Here is a 25,009-nt window from a genome sequence, read left to right on the forward strand (position 1 = left end):
ATAACGCGCGCCGGCGCGGAATGCAGCGCTGCGGCGCAGCGCGTCACCAGTCCGGCGTGGCGTAGAGAAGATGCTGCGTTTCGTCGGCGCTCGGCGCCGCCTCGGCGGCGGGCGCGAAGGCGAAGCGCTCGCCGTGGCAGGTGATGATCGTGCGGCTCGCCAGATCGACGGTCAGGGCGAAGCCGCTCAGCGCCTCATCGGCGAGCGGACCCGCCGTCTGCGCGTCGAGCGCGGCCGGCAGGAGCGCGCGCCCTTGCGCGGCCTCAAGGAAGGCCGGCGCGAATGAAACGCCGATGACGCAGCGCAGGCCCAGCTCCAGAAGGCTCTCGACGGCCGCCCCGGCGCGCGCGCCGGCGCCGAAATCGCGGCCGACGATCAGGATCGCCGCGCTCGAAAACGGCGCGCGATCGAACAGGCTGTCCGCGCGCGGCCGGCCCGTGGCGTCAAGGCGCAGACGGCCGAACGGTCTGCCGCGCCACGGCCCCGTCGCCGGCGCGATGAAATTCGCGTCGATGTCGTCCCTGAGCAGCGGGATGGCGGGGGAAGTAAGGGTCGTAAACGGCCACATTTTTTCGACTCGTCCGTCTCGCGGGCGGAACCTCGCCGGCCGTCCGCCCGAAAGGCGAGCCGGCGCGCGCGATGATCCGTTGGCCGACGACTCCCCCCAAGACGGGCCGGCCCGACGCCCAAGGCCCGGCGAGACGCGGACGCTCCCGCCCCTGCGGGCGCAAGGGCGAGCGCGCATCAAGCCCGATGCGCGCGTTCGCGCATGAGTGTCAACTGAAACCTGGTTAACGGATCGAGCAGACCGCCGGGCCGGCTGCTATTCGACCGGATCGAGCCAGCCCCATTTGTCTTCGGTCTCGCCGGTGAAGAGGCCGAAAAAGGCGGACTGGATCTTCTTGGTGACCGGGCGCGCGCCGGTTCCGACCGGAATCCGGTCGACGGAGCGCACGGGCGTGACTTCCGCCGCGGTGCCGGTGAAGAACAGCTCGTCCGCGGCGTAAAGCATCTCGCGCGGGATCGGCTGCTCCACGACCTCGTAGCCGAGCGCGCGCGCGAGCGTCATCACCGTGTCGCGGGTGATGCCGGCGAGAATCGACGAGGCCGCGGGCGGCGTGATGATCCGCTCCCGGAGGACGACGAAGAGGTTCTCGCCCGCCCCTTCGCTCACCGTGCCGTCATGGGAAAGGCCGATTCCTTCGGCGAAGCCGCGGTCCTTCGCTTCCATGCTGACGAGCCGGCTCGAGAGATAATTCCCCGCCGCCTTCACGCCCGCGGGAATGGTGCCGGGCGCGGGCCGGCGCCAGCTCGAAACGCACACGTCGATGCCGTTAGCGAGCCCCTCTTCGCCAAGATAGGCCCCCCAGGGAAAGGCGGCGATCACCACATCGGTCGGGCAGGCCTGCGAGGCCGGGCCCATCTCGCCATAGCCGAGATAGGCGATCGGGCGGATATAGGCGGACTTCAGGCCGTTCTCGCGCACCACTTCGCGGCAGGCGGCCATCAGGTCCTCGGCCGAATAGTCGATGTTGATCTTGTAGACCTTGGCCGAGAACAGAAGCCGCTCGATATGCTCGCGATTGCGGAATATGGCGACGCCCTTGCGTCTGGCGTCGTAGGCGCGCATCCCTTCGAACACGCCCGAGCCGTAATGCAGGCCGTGGGTCAGCACATGGGTCGTGGCTTCCGCCCAAGGGACGAGCTTTCCGTTCCGCCAGATGAGCTTCGCTTCCTGAATCGGCATTTTTTCCTCCGCAACGCGGGCTTCCGGACGGGGGCGGCGCGTTGCGCCCACGCCGGGGTCCGGGCTAGACCGGCTTCGCCCAGCCGCCGCGTCCAGTCAAGGTTGAGAATGTCGCCGCCCGAAGAACCCGCCCTTTCCGCTCCCGCCCGCCTCGCGGCGGCGCGGCGCGTGGTGGTGAAGATCGGCTCGGCGCTGCTGATCGGCGCGGACGGCGAGCCCGACGCGCGCCGCCTCGCCGGTCTCGCCGCCGACATCGCCGCGCTCAGGGCGCGCGGGGCCGAGGCGATCGTCGTCTCTTCCGGGGCGATCGCGCTCGGCCGGCGCCGGCTGGGGCTCGAAGGCCGCCTGAAGCTCGCCGAGAAGCAGGCCGCCGCCGCCGCAGGCCAGGCGCTTCTGATGCAGGCCTGGCAAGGCGCCCTCGCCCCCTCGGGCGCGGTCGCGGCCCAGCTTCTCCTCACGCTCGACGACACGGAGAACCGACGGCGCTATCTCAACGCCCGCGCCACGCTGGAGACCCTGCTCGGCCTCGGCGCGGTTCCGATCGTCAACGAGAACGACACCGTCGCCACCGCCGAGATCCGATATGGCGACAACGACCGATTGTCCGCCCACGCCGCGCAGATGGCCGGCGCGGATCTTCTCGTCATGCTTTCCGACGTCGATGGTCTTTACACGGCCGATCCGCGCCGCGACGCCGCCGCCCGTCACATTCCTCTCGTCGAGACGATCACGCCCGAGATCGAACGCATGGGCGCCGGCGCCAACGCCGAAGCCGGCGTCGGCTCAGGCGGCATGGCGACCAAGATCGCCGCGGCGAAGATCGCGCTCGCGGCCGGCTGCGCGGCCATCATCGCCCGCGGCGACGTCGAGCGCCCGCTCGAAGCGATCGCAAAGGGCGCGCGCGCGACCTTGTTCGTGCCCCGATCGACGCCGGAGCGGGCGCGTCTCGCCTGGATCGGCGGCCGGCTCAGGCCCGCCGGGACGATTACCGTCGACGCGGGCGCGGCGAAGGCGCTCCTCGGCGGCGCGAGCCTTCTGCCGGCGGGCGTCGTCGCGGTCGAGGGCGATTTCCGCCGCGGCGACGCGGTCGCCGTGCGCGCCGCGAACGGCGAGCCCCTCGGCCAGGGGCTTTGCGCCTATGACGCCGCCGAAGCGCGCCGCCTTGTCGGCAAGAAATCGCACGAAATCGAGGAAATTCTCGGCTATCGCGGCCCGAACGCCCTCATCCATCGCGACGACCTTGCGATCGCGCGCCGCAACCCGGATAAGTAACCCGCGCGCAAATCCGCGCCATTCAGGGGCGCGACGCGCGAAGGAGGAACAGCATGAGCCTCAACATCTACCTTAACTTCAACGGAACTTGCGCTGAAGCGTTCGACTTTTACCGGTCAGTCTTCGGCGGCGACTTCGGCGCGCGGCTGACATTCGCCGACGCGCCTCCGGATATGCCGGTCGATCCGAAACACAGGGACAAGATCATGCACGTTTCCCTGCCGGTCGGCGACAGCGAGCTCATGGGGTCGGACGTCGCGGAAGGCTTCGGACCGCCCGTCACCTTCGGCGACAATTTCGCCGTCAGCTACACGGCGGAAAGCCGCGCGCAGGCCGATGAAGTTTTCGCCGCTCTGAAGGACGGCGGCGCGGAAGCCATGGCCATGCAGGAGACGTTCTGGGGAAGCTATTTCGGCATGTGCAAGGATAAATTCGGCGTCAACTGGATGGTGAGCTTTCCCCTCACGGAAAAAGCCGGCTAGGAAACGCCGCCCCCCGCGCTGCATTGAGAGCGATCTTAAACGACGATGCTGGACAAGGTGAGAACGCAAAGCGTCAAGGACATGATGACGGCGATCGCGCGGCGCGCCCGCGCGGCGGCGCCCGTCATCGCGCGCGCTTCGACGGAAAAGAAAAACGCAGGGCTGCTCGCCGCCGCCGAGGCGATCGAGACTGCGCGCGCCGACATTCTCGCCGCCAACGCCGAGGACTGCGCCAACGCCGAACGCAACGGCGTCGCCGGCGCGATGCTGGACCGGCTGCGCCTCGACGAGCGCCGCCTCGCGGGAATCGTCGGCGCGCTCCGGGAAGTGGCCGCCCTGCCCGACCCCGTGGGCGAGACCGTCGCGGAATGGACGCGGCCGAACGGGCTCAAGATCTCGCGCGTGCGCGTTCCCATCGGCGTTATCGCGGTCATCTATGAAAGCCGCCCGAACGTGACCATCGACGCGGGCGCCCTGTGCCTCAAATCCGGCAATGCGGCGATCCTGCGCGGCGGATCGGAGTCTTTCGCCTCCTCGCGGGCGCTGCACGCCTGCTTCGCGCGCGGGCTGGAAGCGGCCGGCCTGCCGGCGGGCGCCGTTCAGCTCGTTCCGACGACGGATCGCGCCGCCGTCGGCTATATTCTCGCCGGGCTTGACGGCGCGGTCGATCTCATCATCCCGCGCGGCGGCAAGTCGCTCGTCGCGCGCGTGCAAGCTGAAGCGCGCGCGCCCGTGCTCGGCCATCTCGAAGGCGTCTGCCATGTCTATGTCGACCGCGACGCGGATATCGACAAGGCCGTGCGCGTGGTCGTCAACGCCAAGATGCGCCGGCCGGGCGTGTGCGGCGCGGCGGAGACCGTCCTGATCGACGGCGCCCGGCTCGAATCCCTGTGGCCGCCGATTGGAAAGGCCCTGCGCGAGGCAGGCTGCGCGATCCGCGCCGACGCGGCGATCCGCGCGCTCGATCCTGAAACGGAACCGGCGCGCGAGGAAGATTGGGGAACGGAATATCTGGGCGCGATCATCGCCGCAGGCGCGGTCGACGGCGTCGCTGGCGCGATCGATCATATCGCCCGCTACGGCACGGCGCACACCGACGCCGTCGTGACCGAGAATCCCGACACGGCGGCGCGCTTTCTCGCCGAGGTGGACAGCGCCATCGTCATGCACAACGCCTCGACCCAGTTCGCCGACGGGGGCGAGTTCGGTCTCGGCGCAGAGATCGGCATCGCGACCGGCCGGCTGCACGCGCGCGGGCCCGTCGGGCTCGCCGAGCTTACGACCTACAAGAATGTGGTGCGTGGCGACGGGCATGTGAGGGAATAGGTTGCAGGCGGCCGGTGGCGGGTCGCCGGCGAAAGCGGTTATACCATTCTTTCGTTCTCACAACCTGCAACCTGAAATCTTAATGTCACGCGCCATCAACGAACTCCTCGACATCATGGCCCGCCTGCGTTCGCCCGACGGCGGTTGCCCGTGGGATCTCGAACAGACCTTCCGCACCATCGCGCCCTACGCCATCGAGGAGGCCTATGAGGTCGCCGACGCCATCGAGCGCGACGACATGGCCGCGCTGAAGGAGGAGCTGGGCGATCTCCTCTTTCAGGTCGTCTTCCACGCGCGCATGGCCGAAGAGCGCGGCGCGTTCGACTTCGCCGACGTCGTCGCCGCCATTTGCGACAAGATGATCCGCCGGCACCCGCATGTCTTCGAGGCGCCGGACGGGCGCGACGCCGACGCGCAGACCGCCGCCTGGGAAGATCAGAAGGCGGAGGAACGCCGGGCCAAGGGCGCGGCGAGCCTGCTCGACGACGTGCCGGTCGCCCTGCCCGGCCTCGCCCGCGCAGTGAAGCTGCAAAAGCGCGCCGCGCGGGTCGGCTTCGACTGGACGAATGTCGAGGACGTCCTCGCCAAGCTCGAAGAAGAAGTGCGCGAGCTGCAAGCGGCCGCGTGCACGAAAAGCGCCGACGCCATAGAGGATGAGTTCGGCGATCTTCTGTTCGTCATCGCCAATGTGGCGCGCCATCTCAGGGTCGATCCGGAAGCCGCGCTCAGGCGCGCCAATGAAAAGTTCGCCCGTCGCTTCCGCCATATCGAGACGCGCCTCGCCGCCGCCGGGCGCGACCTCGCCGAGGCGAGCCTCGACGAGATGGAGGCGTTGTGGACGGAAGCGAAGCGAGGCGAGCGCGGAGAAAAGGAATAGCCGCGCCCCTCACCGTCCGCCATAGCCGCCGCGCGGGCGCAGGGTTTTGCGCAGCAGGAAGTAAACCGGCAGGAAGGCGAAAGCCGCGAAGGTCTTGAGCGCGTAGTCGGTCACCATCCAGTTGAACCACGCCGCGCCCGCCCCGGCGTGCGCGGCCGGAAAATAGATCGCGGTCTGCACGCCGTAACCCGCGAGCGCGGCGAAGAGCGGCGCCCGCCACCAGACCCCGCCGCCGCGCAGCACGTCATACATGCCGATCGCCACATACTGGCCGAGCATGGCGCTGGCGACGAAGGCCGCGACGAAGCGCACGCTCGGCATGTCATGGCTTTCAAGAAACGGCGCAAGATAGGAAAGCCCCGCGAGGGTCGCCACGGCCGACACGCCCCAGGCCGCCGTGACCGCGCGGGAGGCCTCGTCGCCCCCGAACCGGCGCGTGACGAGAATGACCAGCGGCAGCGCGCCCGTCATCGCCAGCCCGCCGATGCTCAGCCACAGGCTCGGCTTGAGCGCGGGCGTATCGACCAGCCGGTCGAAGCTGCGCACCGGCAGATCGACCGTCAGGAACGACCAGAGAAGAACAGGCGAGAGGATCGCGGCGAGCAGCGCCATGCGCCCCAGGGCGGCGGCGAAGGCGGCCGTCTCGCGCGCCAGCCGCTGGGCCGGCGTCTCCTTCACCGGCCGGCGCTTTTCGACGACTGTCGTCGCGGCTTCCATGGCGCTCCCCGGGCGTGGCGGAGCGTTACGCCCCTCAGGAAGCTTTGGCGATTTCGCGCTTGACTTTCAAGGCGTTCGGGGAGAGCGCGGCATCGTCGGCCTTAGCCAGAAAGGCGTCCAGCCCGCCGCGATGATCGACCGTGCGCAGGGCGGCGGCCGTGATGCGGAACTTGAACGACCGGCCGAGTTTGTCGCTGTGCAGCGTCACGTCGCACAGATTCGGCAGGAAGCGCCGCTTGGTCTTGTTGTTGGCGTGGGAGACGTTGTGCCCGTACATCGGGCCCACGCCCGTAAGTTCGCACCGGCGCGCCATGGCGTTCACCTTGTTCTGCGGGGCGCGCGCGGGCGCGCCGAAAACCGTTGGTAGCTCGGAGCGCAGCCCTATAGGCGAGCGGCCCCGGCCCGTCAAGGACAGGCGTCAAGGGATTATAAGGAGCGGGCGCGCCCCGTCTCCCCCATGGCCGGCCTCCGGCGCAGGAGGCGCGGCCTCGCCGACGATCTCGATCACGGCCCTGATCGAAACCTGATCGAAATTTGCCCTCGCCGGCGACGCTGCTTATCTGTGAGGAACAGCCTGGCGGATGCAGGACGTGTTCGATTCCTCCAATCACGGCGAGCGCAGGTCCGGTCCGCTGACGCGCGGCGCGCCCCCGACCGCAGTCCTGGGCCCGACCAACACCGGCAAGACCCACTACGCCATCGAGCGGATGCTGGCCTATCCCTCGGGGATGATCGGGCTGCCGCTGCGCCTGCTCGCCCGCGAGGTCTATGACCGCGTGGTCGCCCGGCGCGGCTCCCGCGAAGTGGCCTTGGTCACCGGCGAGGAGAAGATCGTCCCGCCTTCCCCGCGCTACTGGGTGTGCACCGTCGAAGCGATGCCGCTCGACCGGGCCGTGGATTTCGTGGCGATCGACGAGATTCAGCTCGCCGCCGACCGCGAGCGCGGACGGGTGTTCACCGCGCGCCTGCTGCACGCCCGCGGCGCGGCCGAGACCCTGCTCCTGGGTTCGCAGACCATGCGCCCGATCCTGCGCCGGCTTTATCCGGACATGCGCTTCGTCTCGCGCGAGCGCTTCTCGACCCTTTCCTATGCGGGCCCCAGGAAGGTCACGCGCCTGCCCCGGCGCAGCGCGGTGGTCGGCTTCTCCGCGGAGACCGTCTACGCCGCCGCCGAGCTCATCCGCCGCCAGCGCGGCGGCGCCGCCGTCATTCTGGGCGCGCTCTCGCCGCGCACCCGCAACGCCCAGGCCGAGCTCTATCAGTCCGGCGAGGTCGATTATCTGGTCGCCACCGACGCGATCGGCATGGGCCTCAACATGGATATAGACCATGTGGCCTTCGCCGCGACGCGCAAGTTCGACGGACGCGCCACGCGCGCCCTGCGCGCCGACGAGCTCGCCCAGATCGCCGGCCGCGCCGGCCGGCATCTGCGCGACGGGACTTTCGGGGTCGCCGGCCAGTGTCCGGCCTTCGACGAGGCGACCGTCGCCGCCATTGAGGAGCACGCTTTCGAACCGGTCGCCGCCCTGCAATGGCGCAGCGAGGCGCTCGATTTCTCCAGCATCGACGCGCTCGCCCGCTCGCTCGACCGGCCCCCGCCGCGGATCGAGTTCACGCGCGCCCCGCCCGGCGACGACGAGATCGCCTTTCACCGGCTGACCGCCCTTCCCGAAATCCGGGACGCGGCGCGCGGCGGGGCGGCGCTCGCGCTGTTGTGGCGCGTGTGCGAAACGCCCGACTTTCGCAAAATCTCGCCGGAAGCCCATGCGCGTCTCTTGCGCGAGATTTACCTTCAGCTTCTGCGCGAAGACGTCATTTCCGACGACTGGATCGCGCCGCGGATCGAACGGCTCGACCGCACGGACGGGGACATCGACGCCATCTCCGCGCGCATCGCCCATGTGCGCACCTGGACTTACCTTTCTCACCGCGCGGCGTGGCTGAAGAACGCCGCTTATTGGCAAGAGCGCGCGCGGACGATAGAAGACTCGCTTTCCGACGCGCTGCATGAAAAGCTCACGCAACGGTTCGTCGACCGCCGCACGTCGGCGCTTTTGAAACGACTGCATGACGACGCGCCGTTGCTCGCCGGCGTCACCGATGACGGAGAAGTTATCGTGGAAGGCCATTTCGTCGGCCGCCTGATGGGGTTCGAGTTCATCGTCGACCCGCGCGCGCGCGGGCTCGACGCCAAGCGGGTGAGCGCGGCCGCCGAACGCGCGCTCGCGCCCGTGCTGGCCGCGCGCGCCGCCGCGCTCGCCAACGCCGGGGCGGACGAGCTTTCCCTGCGCGAGGACGGGGTCGTCTGGTGGCGCTCGGCGCCCGTCGCGCGGCTCGAAAAGGGGCCGGCGCCGCTGCGTCCCAATCTCGTGCTGAAAGGCGCGCACGCCCTTTCGCCGCACCTGCGCGGGCGCATTCAGGACCGGCTGCAGGACTTTTTCGCCGCCAGGATCGAGGCGCTGCTCGGCGATTTGATCCGTCTGCAGCAGGCCGCTTCGTCTACGGAGGAAGGCGGGCTCGCCCCGCTCGCGCGCGGCGTCGCCTTCCGGCTCGTCGAGAATTTCGGCGCCATGTCGCGCGCGCAGTTCGGCGACGAGCTCAAGCAGCTCGATCAGGGCGAGCGCGCCAAGCTGCGCAAGCTCGGGGTTCGCTTCGGCGAGTACACGCTGTTCATGCCGAACCTTCTAAAGCCCGCGCCGGCGCATTTGCTGACTCTTCTTTGGTCGCTGTGGACGGACAGAAACCCGGCCGACTTCCCCCCGCCCAAGGCCGGCCTCGTTTCGCTGCCGGCGGAAAAGGATCTTCCGCACGCCTACTATTACGCTTCCGGCTATCGCCCGTCGGGCGCGCGCGCGGTGCGCATCGACATGCTGGAGCGGCTCGCCGGCGCCGTGCGCGCCGCCCGCCGCGACGAATATCGCGGCGGCTTCGAGCCGACGACGCAGATGATGTCTTTCGTCGGCTGCTCCGGCGAGGATTTCGAGAGCATTCTCGTCTCGCTCGGTTATCGCAAGCAGACGATGAAGGTCCGCCGGCCGGTCGCGCCCGTCGCCGCGCCTTCATCCGAGCCGACGGCCGCGCCCGCGCAGGCTGCGCCGCTGAGCGAGCCTTCCCGCGACCCTGCGGCCGCCTCTTCCCTTGCGCCCGAAAGCGGCGCCGGAGTGGGTGCTGCGCAGCCGACGCCGGGCGAGGCGTCCTCCGAGTTTTCGCAGGACGCCGATGCGCAGCCCGCGCCGCCGCCCCTGAGCGAAACGGCGCAGACGGATGAACCGGCCGCCGCTTCGCCCGAGCCGGCGTCTGGCGAGCCGCCCGCCGCTGCGCCGGAACCGGCGCCCGCTTCTGGGCCGATCGAAACGGAAGAGGTCGAGATCGCCGTGTGGCGCATGGCGCCGCGCCGCCCGCCGAACAAGAAAGGCCCCCGGCCTCATCGCCAGGACGACCGGCGCGCCGACGGGCGCAAGGACGGCCCAGGCGGCCAGCGCCAGCGCGCCGAGGGCAGGTTCGACGGCAAGAAACCGCGCAAGGGCGCCCCTTCCCGCAACGGTCCGCCGCGGCATGTTCCGGGCATGCCCGTCCACCGCCGGACGGCCGATCCGAACTCGCCCTTCGCCGTGCTCGCCGGCCTCAAGGAGGAGCTTGTCCGCCAAAACGCTCCCGCCGACGGGGGCAAGCCCGACAAGCCTCGGTGACGCATCTTCCCCTCGCCGCCAGGGTCGCGCCCGCGCCGCCGCCGGCGACGCAGAGAATCGACAAATGGCTGTGGTGCGCGCGGATTTTCCGTACGCGCACGCTTGCGACGAAAATCGTCGCTGAAGGAAGCATGCGCCTCACCCGCGGCGGCGACACCATGCGCGTCGACAAGCCGAGCTGCCTCGTGCGCCCGGGCGACCGCATCGCCTTTCTCGTCGGCGGCCGGCTCAGGGTGCTCGAAGTGCGCGCCTGCGGGCTCAGGCGCGGCCCGGCGCGCGAGGCCGCGTTGCTTTATGTCGACCGTTCGCCCCAGCCCGCATCGCCGCTGAATTCCGGTAAGGAGGCGCCATGTTCTCGAAGCTGAAATCGTTCTTCGCTCCTGCAAGGCCGCGCGCGAACGAGCCCGATTCGCGCCTGAGCGCGCTGCAACACGCCGTCGCCGCCCTGCTCGTCGAGGCCGCCCGCGCCGACGCGCGCTACGAGGCGGCTGAGAAAGCCCTCATCGACGAAGCCCTCGCCCGCCAGTTCGGCCTTTCGCCGGCCGAAGCGGCGGCCCTGCGCGCCGAGGCCGAAGCGGCGCAGTCCGAAGCTCTCGACATTCATCGTTACACCAAGATCGCCAAAACCATGAGCGCCGCCGACAGAATCCGCCTCGTCGAGCATCTATGGCGAATCATTCTCTCCGATCGCGAACGCGACCCCTATGAGGACGCGCTCATGCGCCGGCTGTGCGGCCTCATCTATGTGAGCGATCAGGAAAGCGGCGCCGCGCGCCGGCGCGTTGAGGCCGCGTTATCGCAAGGATAGAAAAATTAGCCGCCCCGGCGCTTGCGCCCGGCGGCCGACAGGCTATTTAAGCGTCAGATTTCCGCCGGGAGCAGAGGGCGTATGACCTACGTGGTGACCGAAGCCTGCATCAAATGCAAATACACCGACTGCGTGGAGGTGTGCCCCGTCGACTGCTTCTATGAAGGCGAGAACATGCTCGTCATTCATCCCGACGAGTGCATCGACTGCGGCGTTTGCGAGCCGGAATGCCCGGCCGAGGCGATCATCCCCGACACCGACGATCCGGACGGCAAATGGGTGGAGCTCAACGCCAAATACGCCGCCGAGTGGCCCAACATCACCCAGAAGATCGATCCCCTGCCCGACGCCGACGAATACGCCAAGGAAGAGGGCAAGCTGGAGAAGTACTTCAGCCCCAAGCCCGGCGCGGGATCGTAGGCGCAGCGGCGGCGAAGGAAGCGTCCAGCACGAACGCCGCCATCAGGCGCGCCCTTATCGATCCAGGCGCGAACCTCTTCGCGGCAGACTGCCGCTGCGTCTGCGCGCCGGCGACGCATCGCCGCCAGAACCGCCTTGGGATCGGGCGGCGCGCGCCTTGGTCAAGTCTTGGCCAAGGGCTGCCGAGCCTGAACGGGCCCGTTCGAGCGGGCGCCGCTCTCGCGCCGATGTGCTTGGCGCATCGTGAAATTTTATGCTATTATTACAAAGAGTTCGGCAGGAGGCGGTCGTAAGGGCCGGATCAGCCGCCGCTGGAAGGACGAAGAGCAACCCGCTGAAACAGCGACGTTTCTTTATTCCTACAAGCGCCCGTTCGAGGCTTCGCTCCCTGTAAGCGAAGCGTCGCGTGCGATTGCGCCTCCAGGTTGGGACAACGCCAGCGTGTCCCAACGGCCGTGCTTGATGCGCAGCTTGGCCGGCGAAGGACGATCCGGCGGCGGCCGCCGCTTTCGCCGCGCATAGAGGACGAGATCATGGCGACAAAGACCGCGGAAAAATCGGCGCAAACCGGCGCCAGAAAGAAACCGGCCAAACCCGCCGCGCGCCGCAGCGCCGCGGCCGTGAAGAAAACGGCCGGCGGCAAGACCGCCTCCAAAAAATCGACCAAATCGCCCGCCAGAAAGGCGCCCTCCAAGGCGGGCGCCAGGGCCGGCGCGGCGAAAGCCAGGGCTGCGGCGAAAAAACCCGTAGCCAAAAAGCCTGCAAGCAAGGCAAAGGCCGGGTCCGAAAAAACGGCCAGCAAACCCGCAGGCAGGTCCCCGTCCCCCAGTAACAGTAAGAAACCAGCGTCCGTGAAAAAAACAGCCGCCGTTAAAAAGCAGCCGGCGAAGAAGGCCGCCGCGCAAAAGCCAGCCGCCGCGAAAACCAAGCAGGCCAAGCCCGCGAAAGCCGAGAAGGCGACAAAGCCGGCGGCGAAGGCCGGGAAGCCGCTATCGGAGGAGGCGAAGGAGAAGAGCCCCGCCAAGGCGAAGACGGCCGCGCCGGCCAAACCTTCGAAGAAGGAAGCCGGCAAGGCGGCGGCGCCGAAACAGGCCCCAAAAAAAGCCGAGGCCAAAGGCGCGCCGGCGAAAAAGCCGCTGGTGGGCCAGAAGCCGCGCGCGCCGAAGCCTTCCGGCGGCGTCGATCCGTCTGCTTACGCCCTGTCCGCCAAGGCCGTCGCCGCGGTCAACGAAGCCATGCCGAACGCTTCGGAGGCCTCCGCCGAAGCCAAGCAGGACTTCAAGGTCAACGACCATGTGGTCTATCCCGCTCACGGGGTCGGCCGCATCGTTGCGATCGAAAAGCAGTCGATCGCCGGCGTCACCAACGAGCTCTTTCTCATCGATTTCGAGCAGGAGAAAATGAAGCTCCGCGTGCCGACCGCGAAGGCCAAGGCGGTCGGGATGCGCCGTCTTTCCGATCCCGCCACCATCAAGAAGGCGCTTGAAGTGCTGAAAGGCCGCGCGCGGATCAAACGCACCATGTGGAGCCGGCGCGCCCAGGAATATGAGGCGAAGATCAATTCCGGCGATATCATCGCCGTGGCCGAAGTGGTGCGCGACCTCTACCGCGCCTCCGACCAGCCCGAACAGAGCTATTCCGAGCGCCAGCTTTTCGAGGCCGCGCTCGACCGGCTCGCGCGCGAGGTCGCGGCGGTGAACAAGACCGATCTCGACGCCGCCATCGCCGAGCTCGACGCCGCGCTTCAGCAGAAGAAGGCGGCCTAGCCGGCCCGTCCTCCGCCCGTCGTCCCGGGCGCGGCGCGGCATGAAATGACGCGCCGCAGACCCGGGATGACACCCGGGATGACGGGGCTTCCGTTTCCCACCGCCTACTACCTATTGCCTGCCGCCTATCCCGAATTCTTCCACCTTTACGTGGAATTCCCCTCCTGTAAAAACAACAACTTAGCCAAAATGCGGGGATAGTTATCCCCGCCCTTCGGGCCGCCCCCATACTGGGCGGCATGAACGATTGCGCGTCACAAAAGCTCCAGCGCCCGCCGATGGGCGAGTTCGATGGACGGGCCGTTGACCTTCGCTACATGGCCGCGCGCGCGCACGCGTCGACCGGCGAGCCCGGAAAGATCGAGGCCCTCGCGCGCCCAGCGCCGGGCGAGGCGCGTCGGCGCGGTCACGGTGAAATCCGTGCGATAATCCTCGCCGAAATTAAGGAACACGCGCCCGCGCGCGGCGGCCGCCGAGCGCGCCTCGCCTTCGACGAGAGCGAAGCGGCCGATCGCGCCCGTCGCGTTCCCGGCCGGAAAGACGCGATAGGCGTCGAGCGCCCACAGTCCGGCTCGGGCCGCGCGCGCCTGCGCCTCGGCGGCGAAGAGCCGGTCGAGAAAGGCGTCGTCGCCGCTCTCGGGCCGCACCCGCGCCGCCCCCTCGGCGAGAAGCAGCTCCTGCACGGCGACGGGCCCGTTCTCGCGGGGCAGCCAGAGCCGCACGAAAGGCCGTCCCCAGCGGTCGGGTGCGCCGGCCTCCTCGATCGTGAAGGCGCCGCCGGCTGCGAGACGCGCGAGCGCCGCCGCCGCGGCGCCGGCGTAGGGCTCGGGCCCGTCCCCGAAGCCGCGCGGATCGGGCGCGAGAATGTCGGCGAGGCGAAGCTCCCTGCCCTGATGAACGAGCCGGTCGCCGCGCAGGACCCGGACCGGCGCTTCTGCCGCGGCGCGTCCGCCGAAGGCCGCCGCGCCGGCTGCGAGAAGGAAGGCTCGCCGCCGCATCGCGCGCCCTCAGCCTTCCGTCAGCACGCGGACCTTCGCGCGGGCCGAACGCCCCGCGCCGTCGACGACCACGATCTCGTAAAAGCCCGCCGCGCGCGGGCGCCAGAGCGCGCGCCCGCTGGTCGGCTCGGTCGCGGCGGGCTCGCCCGACACGTACCAGCGATAGCCCCCCGCCCCGCCGCGCGCGGCGAGGGAGAAGCCGCGCGCCTCGTCCGTCGCGGCGAAAAGCTCGGCGCCGTCGCGGGGGAACACGATCTCCGGCGCTCGCTCCCGGCGCGGCGCAGCAAGGCGCGCGAGCGCCGGGCTTTCGCTCTCCCCGATCTCGGGGACGGCGCGCGCCGCTGCGGGATCCGCGCGCCAGATCATGTCGAACAGCGCGGCCAGCAGCGGCGCGGCCGCCTTGCGGCCCGTCGCGCCGGGCCTTGGCGCGCCGTCGGCCCGTCCAACCCAGACGACGACCGTATAGCCGCCCGCATGGCCGGCCGCCCAAGCGTCGCGATAGCCGTAGGAGGTGCCGGTCTTCATGGCGATCTTCGGCGCCCGGACGGTCAGCGCCGCCGGGGCGCGCCCTTCAAGCGCCGGCGCGTCGGCGAGAACGGCGCTTACCCGCGCCGCGCTCTGCGCGGAGAACAGCCGATAGGCCGGCGCGGCGGGCGCTTCGGCCTCTTCCGCCTTCCAGGCGAGCGGTCGCGCGCGGCCTTCGTCGGCGAGCCCGGCGTAGAGCGCGGCGAGATCGCGCATGGTCACGCCCGCCCCGCCCAGCGCCAGCGCGAGGCCGAAATCGCCTTCGGCGCTCTCGGGCGCGGCGAGCGCCGCGCCGGCCGCGCGCAGGACGGCCGCGAGCCGGTTCGCGCCGAGCCGGTCGAGCAGCCGCACCGCCGGCAGGTTGAGGGAATGTTTCAGCGCTTCGCCCGCGCGCACTTCGCCGTGAAAGCGGCGGTCGAAATTCTCCGGCGCGTAGCCGTCGAAGCTCTGCGGCATGTCCTCGATGACCGTATGCGGACCGATGAGGCCGTCGTCGAAGGCGAGCGCGTAGATGAACGGCTTCAGGGTCGAGCCCGGCGAGCGCACGGCGGCGGTCAGGTCGATCCAGCCGCCCGGCGCGTCGAGGCCCGAAGAGCCGACCGCGGCGCGCACCGCGCGCGTCTCGGTCTCGACGATGAGCGCGGCCGCCGTCGCCCCGTCGTCGAGCCCTGCGGCCCAGGCGGCGACGAGCGCTTCGGCTTCGCGCTGGAGGACGAGATCGATCGTCGAGCGGACGACCGGCGCGCCCTCTTTCGCCAGCGCGGCGGCGGCGTGCCAGGCCGCGCGCGGAAAGGGCCGTCGCGTCTCGGGCAGACTTGCAAGGCGCGCTTCTTCCGCGCGCGCCGGCGAAAGAAGCCCTTGCGCGGCGAGCTTTTCCAGAATCGCCGCGCGCGCGGCTCTCGCCGAGTCGGGGCGGCGGTCGGGTCGGCGCGCTTCGGGCGCCTGGGGCAGCGCGATGAGAAGCGCCTGCTCGGCGTCGGTCAGATGCGCGGGCTCCTTGCCGAAATAAAGAAGACTCGCCGCGCGCACGCCTTCGATATTGCCGCCATAGGGCGCGAGGGTGAGATAAAGCTCCAGTATCTCGCGCTTCGTCAGCCGGCGCTCGATCTGAAGGGCGCGGATCACCTCGACGAGCTTCGCCCCGACGGTGCGCGGGCGCGGCTCCAAGAGGCGCGCCGTCTGCATGGTGATGGTCGAGGCGCCGGAGGCGATCCTCCCGGCGCGGAGCGCTTCGCCGCTCGCGCGCGCAAGCGCGATGGGGTCGACGCCCCAATGGGCGTGAAAGCGCTTGTCCTCGACGGCGATGAGCCGCTCGACGAAGCTCGGATCGACGGCGTCGAGATCGGCGCGGAAGCGCCAGCGTCCGTCCGCCGTCGTAAAGGCCTGCAGCCAGCGGCCCTCGCGGTCGAGCACGAGCGGGCTCAACGCCTCGCCCTTATGCAGCGGCGGCGGGAAGAGCAGATCGGCGGCGGCGACGGCGCCGAGGAGCGCCAGCGCGGCGGCGGCGATCCTCATCACCGGCGCGAAGTGCGATCGGAAAAGTCGACGCGCCGTCTTCATTCACTCCGCCGCTGCGATGGAGAGCCGCTCGACGGCGGTGCGCGCGCCGACGCCCGGCCGGTACATGTCCTCGATCGCCGCGCCCGGCGCGACGAAGGCGCCCGGCGTGACTGCGCGGGCCACATAGGCGAGCGTAAAGCGCTCGCGCCTGAGGTCGAGCGCCGCGACGAAGCGGTCGTCGCGCGCCTCGGCGACGCGGGCATGGTTGATCTCGCCGATCCATTTGTAGGGTCCGGAGCGGTCGCGCCCTGCTCCGTCCTCGGGCCGCAGTACGGTCTCGATCTCCAGCCCCGCCGGCAAAAGATCGGCGATCACGGCCGGATGCAGCCGGTCGGCCTCGGCCCGCCCCGTCAGCACCACGACGATCCGGTCGTTCTGCCTGAGGGCCGAAAGATCGACCGGCCGGCCGTCGCGCGTCGCGTAGCGCTTCGACAGCGCGAAGCCGCTCGCCCTCGGCGGCGGCGCCTCTTTCGGCGCGCCGGAGACCGTCACGGTGCGGAACACCGGCCCGTCGCCGTCGTTTCGGAACGAAACGCCTTGCGCGAGCTCTTCGGGGGCGAGCGCGAAGCTCGGCGCGGGGGGCAGGCCGTCGAGGCGCGTCCCGTCGCGCGACAGAACCACGGGCCCGGCCCGGCGCAGCAGCGCCTGGCTCGCCAGCAGCACGAAGGCTTTCTCCTGCGTGTGCAGGCGCTCGGGCTCCTTCATCATCTGCGCGAAGGTCTCCGACAGACGCTCGACGAGCCCGTCCCGTCCGGCTTCGGCGGCGAGGGCCAGCGCGCCCGCGACGTCGCGCAGCGGCGTCTGGTAATAGTCGCCCGTATTGTCGTAGCCGATGGCCTCGACCGCCTTGTCGAACGCGTTCGCCGAGCGCGCCCGGTCGCCCATCAGCGCCAGCGCCGCCGCGATATGGGCGCGCGCGAGCGGGCCCGGCGTCTTTTCGAGCAGCGCGTCGTGGAAATAGCGCAGGTCCGACAGGTCCGCCCGGCCGGCGCGCGCCAGCACGTACATGGCGTAGGCCGCCGCGCGCCGGCGCAGCAGCTCATCGGCGTCGTTCGAGCCCGGGCCCGTATTGGCGCGCATGTCATAGCGCACGGCCGTCCAGCGATCGACGCGCGCGACCTGCGCGAGCGCGTCATAGGCCCGCGTCAGCGCCTCCTCCGGCACGGCGTAGCCTTCGGCTTTCGCGCGCGCGAGGAAATCGACCGCATAGGCGCCGAGCCAGGGCGAGGCCGCCCCGTCGCCTTCGCGCCACAGGCCGAAGGCGCCGTCCGCGCTCTGGCGTTCGAGGAGCGTGTTGACCGCCTTCTGCACCCGCGGACGCGCGGCGCGGTCGGGCCCCCGCCCCGCCTCGCCGCCGAGCGCGTCGACGAAAAGCAGCGGCATGGCGACGCTCACGATCTGCTCCGTACACCCGTAAGGATAGCGATAGAGCGCGTCGAGCAGCGGGCCGGGCTCCACCCCGCGCAGGCGCGAGAAGGAGACCGTGACTTCCGCCGAGCCCGGAACGAAGGGCTCGATCAGCGCCGCCGAGGCGGAAAAGCGCTGGCCCGGCGCGAGCGCGGCCGTGCTGACATTCGTCACGGGGAAGTACGGCGTGCGCGCCTGAATGGGATAAGACCGCTCGACGGCGAATCCGTCCGGGCCCTGAACGCTCAGAGTCACGGCGCCCACGCCTTCCCGGTCGGCGGCGAAAGCGAAGCGGGCCGTCTGACGCGCGCCCGCCGCCAGATCGAAGCTCGCCGTCTCGTCGAGGACGACCGGCCCCTCGCCTTTCAGGCTGACGCGGTATTCACCGGCCGCGCCTTCCACGTTGTCGATGAGCAAGGTCGCCTCCGCCCGGTCGCCCGGCGCGAGGAAGCGCGGCAGGGCGAGCTCGGCCGGCACGGGGTCGCGCACGGTGAGCGGGCGCGCGGCCGCGCCCAGCTTGTCGGCGCTCCAGGCCACCGCCATCAGCCGCAATTCGCCGTTGAAGTCGGGGATCTCCACCGGAACCCGCGCCGTTCCGTCCGGCCCGAGCGCGACGAGCCCGGAGTAGAGCGCGACCGACTTCGTCGGCACGACGGTCAGCCCCTCGCCCCCGATCTGGTCGCCGCCGAAACGGGCCGGCGCGGCGAGATTGGCGTTGAGGATTCGTCCGTAGTCGTCGCGAATCTCCACGCCGAGGCGCTTCTTGCCGTAGTAATAGGCCGCCGGATCGGGCGATCCGAACTTGGTGAGCCGCAAAATGCCTTCGTCCACGGCCGTCAGGGTGAGCATCACCTGCTCGCCGCGCTGCGCCCCGGCGATCCGCACCGGCAGGTCGAGCTTCTGACGCGGACGGATCTTCTCCGGCGCGTCCAGCGTCACCGCGAGGGTGCGCGCGCCCATGTCGAAGGGCACATAGGCGACGCCCATCGCCCGGCGCGGCACGGGCCGGTCGACCGCGGCGCGCGGCGTGACCACCGTCGCCAGCACGTAGAATCCCGCGCCCCAGGCGGGATCGGTGTCGATGACGATCTCGCGCCCTTGCGGGCCGACCTTGAGTCGCTGGACGAGATGCACGCGGTCGGTGGCGACGACGACGATCGCCTCGCCCGCATAGGGCGGGCTGAGCGTGAGGCGCGCCCGCGCGCCCGGCTTCACCGGTTCGGCCGGGGCGTCGAGCGACGCCTGATCAGGCGTCTCGGCGCCCGCCGCATGGGAGCGCCAGCCCACATAGAAGCGGATGTCGGAGCGCGCGCCCGAGTCGGGATCGGTCGCGACCAGCCGGTAAGAGCCGGGATCGAGCCGCTGCACGATCCTGGCCGGCGCGTCCGCGCCGGCTTCCGCCCGACCCTCGCCGATCAGAACGTCCTTGAAGGACCGCCGCCAGCGCCACTGCCCGTCGTCGCGATACCAGTCGAACCAGTAGTCCTCCTCGACGAGGCGCCATTCGAGCGCGCCGGCGCGCGCCTTTCCGTCCCAGCCGACCAGAACGGCCTCGATCTCGACCGGCTCGTTCTGGCCCACGCCCGCGCCCTCGCCCGCGAGCCGGAGCCCGACATAGGCCTCGTCGGGGCGGACGGGAATCCGCGCGCTTTCGCGCACCACGCGCCCGCCGGGCTCGATCACGCCGACCACGAGATCGGCCCTGAGCGGCGCGCCGACCTTCCTCGGCGCGTCGGCGACGTCGAGCGCGAGGCTGGTCTCGCCCGCGGCGTCGAGCGCCGCGTTCGGCAGGCGGATGAACCGCTCGTCGAATCGTCCGTCCACGGGCCCGTAGCGATAGCCGGAAAAGTCCGGGAACGGATTGGGGTCGAGGCGCAGCCGCGCCTCGGCCTCGACCGCGAGGCCAGACGCCGGCGCGCCGTAAAGAAATCGGCCGCGCACCTTGACGGGGCGCGTCTCGCCCGGCCGGATCGGCGTCGTCTCGTCCATGTCGAGCGTCACTTCGAGCCGCTGCGGCGTGAAATCCTCGACCGAGAATTCGAGCGAGCCGACGATCCCCGCCCCGTCCGCCTCGGCGACGACGCGCCAGACGCCGCGCGGGGCGGCCGCCGGCACGTCGAAGGCGCGCGAAAAGCCGCCGATCTCGGTCTTCTCTATACGAATCTTCGCCGCCTCGGTGTTGTTGGGCCTGTAGACCGTCAGCGTCATCGGCCGGTCGGGAACGGCGCGGCCGGCCTCGTCGCGCAGAAGCCCCGTAATATGCGCCGTCTCGCCCGGCCGGTAGATTCCCCGGTCGGCGTAGAGATAGCCGTCGAGCTTCGGGGGCGGCGCCCGCCCGCCGACGTCGCGGTCGGACAGGTCGAGCGGCGCGCGTTGCAGGTCGAGCGCGGCGAAATCCTCCTGCGGGCCGTAGGCCATGATCATGCGCGGGACCAGCGGATAGTCGCCGCCGACGGCTGCGCCGTCGAAGCGCGCCCGGCCGCTGGCGTCGGTCGCCGCGCGCGCGAGCCGGTCGTTGTTCGCGGCGATGAGGTCGAGAGTCACGCCTGCGAGGGGCCGGGCCGTGGTCAGCGAGCGCGCGAAGACGTCGATCCCCTCCTCGCTCGAATAGGCGGTGAGCGCGATGTCGGTGAACATCACCCAGCGCCAGGCCTGCGCCGCGCGATACCGATCCGCGCCCGGCGAGACGTCCTTGGCGCGAATGAAATAGGCGCCGGGCTTGAGCTCTTTCAGCGCCGCGCCGAGGGGGAATACGGTCGTGACCGTTCGGTTGCGCTCGGCCTCGATGTCGAGCGCGCCCTCATAGACGACGACGCCGACATCCTCGCCGCTTTCGCCCTCATAGACGTGGGAATATTCGTCTTCGGGAACCGCCTCGCCCCTGACGATCTGCTTGCGCGCGAGCGAGCGGTCCGAGACGCGGCGGATGACGATCTCGACCTTCTCGACATTGACCGTTTCAAGGCCGAGCCCGTCGGCTTCGAGCCGCGGCAGCACCACCCCGTCGCCGGCGAAGCCGACATAGGCGGGCTTGTCGCCGAAGGCGACGGCGACCTCCGTCGCGCGTTCGAGCCGCGCGCCCGACGCGCTCGGCAGGCCGGCGCGCAAGGTCGCGCGGTAGTCCGTATCGAAGGCAAGGCCGGACAGGCACAGACTCTGGCCGTCGACCGAGACCGCCGGGCGCGCCCCCGGCGTCAGGCGCACATAGTCCGCGTAGTCGGTCTCGCCGCTGTCGTCGAGCTTCTCGGAGAACTGGAAGCAGGCGCGCGGCGTCTCCCGGCTCGTGTCCAGCGCGAGGCGCAGGAACTGGAATCCCTCGACGACTGCCGGTCCTGCCCGGCGCGCATCCGCCGCACGCGGCGCCTGGAAGCCGTAGCGGGACGGCGGGCCGGCGGCCTCGTCGCGCGCGGCCGGCGCGGTGAGGCCGAGCGGCGCCGACGGCGCCTCCCCCTCGCTGGGAATCACATAGCGGCCCGCCAGCAGACCGACCGCGAAGGCCGCCAGAAGCCCCGCGAAGACGAGCGCCGCCTTGCTGCGTTTCATGAAGCTCTCCTCCCGTTCGGCCGGATCGGTTTCGGCCAAGGCTCCCCCGCCTGCGCCAGGGCTTTCGCCGGCGAACCGGCCGCCGGCCCGCCGTTCCGATTTCAGCCGGCCCTTCTCCAGCAGACCGGCCGATTATGGCGCTTAATCGGCGACGGGAAAACGCGCGCGCGGCCTTTTCCGGAAAATTACGCGGCGCGCGCCCCGCCGGGGCGTCGGCGCGGTTATCCGGCCGGGCTTTCGCCGCCGCCTCTTTCGCGCGCGCAGCCTGCAGAGGCGCCTTGCGCCGCAGCGCGCGGGAGGTTTGAGAAATCCCGCGGGGCTGCTAAACCTCGCCGCCTGGAAGACCCCGTAGCTCAGCAGGATAGAGCATCAGATTCCTAATCTGAGGGCCGCAGGTTCGAATCCTGCCGGGGTCGCCAGTTCTGACTTTCGAACGCGATCACCGCGCGCCGGTCCCGCCCGTCAAGGCGCGGACCGTCTCGATGGGCATGAGCATGACCCGCTCTCCCAGCGGCGAACGCAGAAATCCGTGCGCCGCGTAAAAGCCGGCCGCGGACTCGTCGATCGCATGGGCGATCACCGCGCGAACGCCCGCGATTTCGGATGCGGCGAGACAGCGACGAAGCGCGTCGGCGAGCAGCGCCGAGCCGAGCCCTCGCCCGCGCCAGCCCGCGTCGACGGCGAGACGGCCGATCAGAAGGAGCGGAATTTGATCCGGACTGCCGCGACGCAGCTTCGCCGACGGAAGCGCCTTTCTTTGCGCGAGCGCCGTGGAGATCGCGTAATAGCCGACGACGCGCGCAGGCTCGCCCGCAGGGCAGGTCACATAGGTGCGCGCGGACAGGCCTTCGCTGGCGCGCGCCTTCTCGCGCAGCCAGTCGTCAAGGGACGGATGAACGCCGTTCGCGAACGCCGAAACGTCGTGGTCGGCGTTCAGCGGCTCGCACGGGCGCAGGAGCGGCGATGTCAGCTTTCCCACGGCGCACGTCGCGCGAGCCGCTCGCGGACTTCGTCTGAAGGCGGCGGCGGCGCGTCGAGCAGCGCGAGAAAGCGCGCATGCGCCTGTTCGTCGAGCAGAAACAGGCGCTGGTCGAGGATCGTCTCTTCGGCCTGACGGCGGGCGCTCTCCAGCATGAATTCGGAGAGCTTCTGCCCGCGCAGCGCGGCGGCGCGATTGAAAAGCGCCTTGCCCTCCGCTGAGACGCGAATCTGAATGACGCTGTCCTTGGCGGCGGGAGCGGGCATCGAATACTCCATTGCGGACGCCGTCTCGACTTATAAAAATGTATTGCTATTGTCAATACACCTGCTGGCGCTGGCGCGATCCTTGAAACGGCCGATAAAGGCCGCCGGGTCCGGGGACCATCACAGGCCGGGAGCCGTCACAGGCCGAAAGCCGTCACATCATGCGCGACGCCCTGCTTCTGCTGTTCATTCTCGCCTGCTCGGGGCTGGCGCTGCGCTATCCTTTCGCCGGCGTTCTCGCCTGGGCGTGGTTCGCGCTGATGGCGCCCCATCAGTTCGCCTACGGCGTTTACGGCCTGCCGCTTAACGAGATCATCGCCGTCGCGACTCTCGCCGGCGTCGCGATCGCGGGCGAATGGCGGCGCTTCCGTCTAGACCGGACGACGGTCCTGCTCGCCCTGTTCGCCGGGTGGCTGTGCGTCTCGCAGGTCTTTTCTCTCGACCCGGATCATTCCGCCGTCTATTTCGACCGTTTCGTCAAGACGCTGATCTTCGCGATCGTCTGCGCGCTCATGGCGCGCGACCGGCTGCGCTTCCATGCGCTGTTATGGATGCTCGTCGTCGCGATCGGCTATTTCGCCGCGAAGGGCGGGCTGTTCACGCTCGCCACGCTCGGCCGTTTCCGCGTGCAGGGCGTCGAGAACACGGTGCTGGAGGACAACAACCATCTCGGGCTCGCCATGACTGCGATCCTGCCGCTCATTCTCTATCTGCGCGGGGAGGCGAAACACGCCGCCGTCAGGGCGGGCCTGCTCGCGCTGTTCGCGTTGGCGCTCGTCGCCATTCTCGGCACGCATTCGCGCGGAGCGCTGATCGCGCTCGCCGTCTTCGCCGGCTTTTTCTGGCTGCGCGCGCGGCGGAAGTTTCTCATTCTCGCCGGGCTCGCCGCGGTGCTCGTTCCGGCGGTCGCCTTCATGCCGCCGGCCTGGAAAGAACGCATGCAGACGATCACGCAGGCCGCCGAGGATCCTTCCTTCATGGGCCGCGTCGACGCCTGGATCGTCAACATGAAGCTCGCCGAGGCCCATCCGCTGACCGGCGCGGGCCTGCGCAACTCCTATCAGAAGGAGATCGCCGCGACGGTCGATCCTGTGCGCGCCGAGACCGCCAAGGCCGCCCACAGCATTTACTTCGAAGTGCTGGGCGGCGCCGGGTTCGTCGGCCTTGCGCTTTATCTCGCGGCCGTCGCTTCGGCGCTCATGGCGGCGGGCGAGATCCGCCGGCGCGCGAACGCCCCGCCCTGGGCGAGCCGGTTCGCCTGGTTCGCGCAGATGTCGCTCGTCGTGTTCTGCGCGGGCGGCGCGGCGGTCTCGCTGGAGATGTGGGACGGCTATCTGATCGTCATGGCGCTGATCGCCGCGCTCTCCCGGCTCGTCGCCGAGCCGAAAGCAGCCCCGGCGCCAGCCGGCTGGCGGGCGCGCGCCCGCGGCGCGCCGTCGCGAAAGCCTCCGTCCTGATCTTTTCGGCTATTTCTGGCCGACGAAGGCCGCATTCGGAGTCGAGGCCGAACCGGCCTCCCGCCGGCGCGGCGCGGGCGCTTCATGGGCGCGAGAGGAAGCCTGCGGCGCGGGCGCGCCCGCCAGGTCCGGACAGCATGTTCCCGCCACTTCGATCTGCACGGTCGAATGCGCGATGCCGTAACGCTCTTCGAGATAGGATTTGATATGGGCGAGCGCTGCCGGGCCCTGCGCCGGGTCTTCGACGCAGGCGTGCAAGGTCAGCCGCGCGTGTTCCGGCGCGAGCTGCCAGATGCGGACATCATGCACGTCGACAATCTCCGGCGCCGACTCCTTGAGATCCGCCTGCAGGGCCGACACGTCGATATGCCGGGGCGCGCCTTCCAGCAGAATGAACCCGGCCTCGCGGATCAGCCGGTAGGCCGAATAGGCGATCAGCGCGGCCACCATGATCGACAGGATGGGATCGATCCGCATCCAGCCGGTCGTCGCGATGACCACGGCGGCGATCACGGCGGCGACCGAGCCCAGCATGTCGCTGACGACATGCAGCAACGCTCCGCGTACGTTGAGATCGCGCGTGTGACCGCGATTGAGGATGAAAAACGCCACGCCGTTCGCCGCTAGGCCCGTCAGCGCGACGGCAAGCATCGCGCCCCACTTCACATCGGGCGGCGCCTGCAGCCTGCCGACGGCCTCGATGACGATCCAGACCAGCAGGAACAGCAGAAACAGTCCGTTGGCGAAAGCCGCCAGCACCTGCGCGCGGCGATAGCCGAAATGCAGCCGCTCGTCGGCCGGGCGCCGCGCGAACCAGTGCGCGCTCGCCGCCAGGCCCAGCGCGACCGCGTCGGTCAGCATGTGCGCGGCGTCGGCGAGCAGCGCGAGCGAGCCGGCGAGCACGCCGCCGATCGTCTCCACGATCATGAACACGACGATGACGGCGAAGGCGGCGAGCAGGCGGTTCATGCCCTCGCCCGTTTTGTCATGCCGATGTTCGCAGTGCGTCACGCTTCAGCCCGTCGATCGATCGCCATCCCGAACTGACGCCGCTTTACGGTGCGACAGCTTCAGCGGCGCCTGACACTACGCTTGCGCGCGCGACAGGAGCAAGCATTAAGGGCTTTATTTCGCGCCTCTGTCTATCACAAGATGATAACGACGGGAGCG

21 protein-coding genes and 1 tRNA gene are annotated in these 25,009 nt (G+C 69.9%); 11 read left to right on the top strand and 11 right to left on the bottom strand.

Translation table 11 applies throughout. The features are described from left to right. Window positions 1–43: 43 nt before the first annotated feature. Complete coding sequence (locus CHB64_RS06255) at window positions 44–568, bottom strand: 3-isopropylmalate dehydratase small subunit (protein WP_089411741.1); 525 nt, start codon at window positions 566–568, stop codon at window positions 44–46. A 255-nt stretch (window positions 569–823) separates the two neighbouring features. Beyond that, window positions 824–1,747, bottom strand: coding sequence for a branched-chain amino acid transaminase (locus CHB64_RS06260; RefSeq protein ID WP_089411742.1), 924 nt, complete (start codon window positions 1,745–1,747; stop codon window positions 824–826). A gap of 108 nt (window positions 1,748–1,855) precedes the next feature. Between CHB64_RS06260 and proB the strand changes: the two genes are divergently transcribed. From proB to mazG, 4 genes are all read left to right on the top strand, one after another. Then, window positions 1,856–3,019, top strand: a complete 1,164-nt coding sequence (proB, locus tag CHB64_RS06265) for a glutamate 5-kinase (RefSeq protein WP_089411743.1) — start codon at window positions 1,856–1,858, stop codon at window positions 3,017–3,019. Between the two features lie 53 nt (window positions 3,020–3,072). Next, the gene (locus CHB64_RS06270) at window positions 3,073–3,501 is read left to right on the top strand and encodes a VOC family protein (RefSeq protein WP_089411744.1); all 429 of its coding nucleotides are present in this window, start codon (window positions 3,073–3,075) and stop codon (window positions 3,499–3,501) included. Between the two features lie 45 nt (window positions 3,502–3,546). Beyond that, window positions 3,547–4,827 (top strand): glutamate-5-semialdehyde dehydrogenase, encoded by a 1,281-nt coding sequence (locus CHB64_RS06275; protein WP_089411745.1) that lies wholly within the window; start codon window positions 3,547–3,549, stop codon window positions 4,825–4,827. An 82-nt stretch (window positions 4,828–4,909) separates the two neighbouring features. Beyond that, window positions 4,910–5,704: a nucleoside triphosphate pyrophosphohydrolase gene (gene mazG, locus CHB64_RS06280; RefSeq protein ID WP_089411746.1), complete on the top strand. Its 795-nt coding sequence runs from the start codon at window positions 4,910–4,912 to the stop codon at window positions 5,702–5,704. 9 nt (window positions 5,705–5,713) lie between these two features. Here the strand turns inward: mazG and CHB64_RS06285 are convergent, their stop codons facing one another. Next, a complete protein-coding gene (locus CHB64_RS06285; RefSeq protein ID WP_089411747.1) occupies window positions 5,714–6,421 on the bottom strand; it encodes a VUT family protein in 708 nt (235 codons plus the stop codon). 34 nt (window positions 6,422–6,455) lie between these two features. After that, the gene (gene rpmB / locus CHB64_RS06290) at window positions 6,456–6,734 is read right to left on the bottom strand and encodes a 50S ribosomal protein L28 (RefSeq protein WP_089411748.1); all 279 of its coding nucleotides are present in this window, start codon (window positions 6,732–6,734) and stop codon (window positions 6,456–6,458) included. Between the two features lie 268 nt (window positions 6,735–7,002). On the opposite strand from rpmB, the gene CHB64_RS06295 reads away from it, so the two are divergent. From CHB64_RS06295 to fdxA, 4 genes are all read left to right on the top strand, one after another. Further along, complete coding sequence (locus CHB64_RS06295) at window positions 7,003–10,110, top strand: helicase-related protein (RefSeq protein ID WP_089411749.1); 3,108 nt, start codon at window positions 7,003–7,005, stop codon at window positions 10,108–10,110. After that, complete coding sequence (locus tag CHB64_RS06300; protein WP_183234020.1) at window positions 10,107–10,475, top strand: RNA-binding S4 domain-containing protein; 369 nt, start codon at window positions 10,107–10,109, stop codon at window positions 10,473–10,475. Before CHB64_RS06295 ends, CHB64_RS06300 begins: the two co-directional genes overlap by 4 nt. Further along, window positions 10,460–10,918 (top strand): tellurite resistance TerB family protein, encoded by a 459-nt coding sequence (locus CHB64_RS06305; protein WP_089411750.1) that lies wholly within the window; start codon window positions 10,460–10,462, stop codon window positions 10,916–10,918. Before CHB64_RS06300 ends, CHB64_RS06305 begins: the two co-directional genes overlap by 16 nt. Window positions 10,919–10,999: 81 nt before the next feature. Next, window positions 11,000–11,338, top strand: a complete 339-nt coding sequence (gene fdxA, locus CHB64_RS06310) for a ferredoxin FdxA (RefSeq protein ID WP_089411751.1) — start codon at window positions 11,000–11,002, stop codon at window positions 11,336–11,338. 301 nt (window positions 11,339–11,639) lie between these two features. Here fdxA and CHB64_RS15045 read toward each other — a convergent pair whose 3' ends face one another. Beyond that, entirely contained in the window at window positions 11,640–12,452 is an 813-nt protein-coding gene (locus CHB64_RS15045; protein ID WP_143265951.1) for a hypothetical protein, read from the bottom strand. A gap of 25 nt (window positions 12,453–12,477) precedes the next feature. Between CHB64_RS15045 and CHB64_RS15050 the strand changes: the two genes are divergently transcribed. Beyond that, a complete protein-coding gene (locus tag CHB64_RS15050; RefSeq protein ID WP_200815252.1) occupies window positions 12,478–13,104 on the top strand; it encodes a CarD family transcriptional regulator in 627 nt (208 codons plus the stop codon). 254 nt (window positions 13,105–13,358) lie between these two features. Here the strand turns inward: CHB64_RS15050 and CHB64_RS06320 are convergent, their stop codons facing one another. Genes CHB64_RS06320 through CHB64_RS06330 form a run of 3 tightly spaced genes read right to left on the bottom strand, consistent with a single transcriptional unit; the run spans window position 13,359 to window position 21,137 of the window. After that, a complete protein-coding gene (locus tag CHB64_RS06320; RefSeq protein ID WP_089411752.1) occupies window positions 13,359–14,102 on the bottom strand; it encodes a thermonuclease family protein in 744 nt (247 codons plus the stop codon). Between the two features lie 9 nt (window positions 14,103–14,111). Continuing rightward, entirely contained in the window at window positions 14,112–16,187 is a 2,076-nt protein-coding gene (pbpC, locus tag CHB64_RS06325) for a penicillin-binding protein 1C (protein WP_234993319.1), read from the bottom strand. Beyond that, window positions 16,188–21,137 (bottom strand): alpha-2-macroglobulin family protein, encoded by a 4,950-nt coding sequence (locus tag CHB64_RS06330; RefSeq protein ID WP_143265952.1) that lies wholly within the window; start codon window positions 21,135–21,137, stop codon window positions 16,188–16,190. It abuts the gene before it with no gap. Between the two features lie 342 nt (window positions 21,138–21,479). On the opposite strand from CHB64_RS06330, the gene CHB64_RS06335 reads away from it, so the two are divergent. After that, window positions 21,480–21,556: transfer RNA gene (locus tag CHB64_RS06335), tRNA-Arg, on the top strand. A gap of 20 nt (window positions 21,557–21,576) precedes the next feature. On the opposite strand, the gene CHB64_RS06340 is transcribed toward CHB64_RS06335, so the two are convergent. After that, window positions 21,577–22,116 carry a GNAT family N-acetyltransferase gene (locus CHB64_RS06340; RefSeq protein WP_200815253.1) on the bottom strand — a complete coding sequence of 180 codons (540 nt, stop codon included), beginning with the start codon at window positions 22,114–22,116 and terminating at the stop codon, window positions 21,577–21,579. After that, a complete protein-coding gene (locus CHB64_RS06345) occupies window positions 22,104–22,382 on the bottom strand; it encodes a type II toxin-antitoxin system TacA family antitoxin (protein ID WP_200815254.1) in 279 nt (92 codons plus the stop codon). The genes CHB64_RS06340 and CHB64_RS06345 overlap by 13 nt, the downstream gene beginning before the upstream one ends. Before the next feature lie 161 nt (window positions 22,383–22,543). Here CHB64_RS06345 and CHB64_RS06350 point away from each other — a divergent pair, with 161 nt between their 5' ends. After that, window positions 22,544–23,839 carry a putative O-glycosylation ligase, exosortase A system-associated gene (locus CHB64_RS06350; protein WP_089411755.1) on the top strand — a complete coding sequence of 432 codons (1,296 nt, stop codon included), beginning with the start codon at window positions 22,544–22,546 and terminating at the stop codon, window positions 23,837–23,839. A gap of 9 nt (window positions 23,840–23,848) precedes the next feature. Here the strand turns inward: CHB64_RS06350 and CHB64_RS06355 are convergent, their stop codons facing one another. Beyond that, window positions 23,849–24,808, bottom strand: a complete 960-nt coding sequence (locus tag CHB64_RS06355; RefSeq protein ID WP_089411756.1) for a cation diffusion facilitator family transporter — start codon at window positions 24,806–24,808, stop codon at window positions 23,849–23,851. Window positions 24,809–25,009 lie beyond the last annotated feature (201 nt).

It is taken from the genome of Amphiplicatus metriothermophilus, from assembly GCF_900199215.1.
Taxonomy (GTDB): Bacteria; Pseudomonadota; Alphaproteobacteria; order Caulobacterales; family Parvularculaceae; genus Amphiplicatus; species Amphiplicatus metriothermophilus.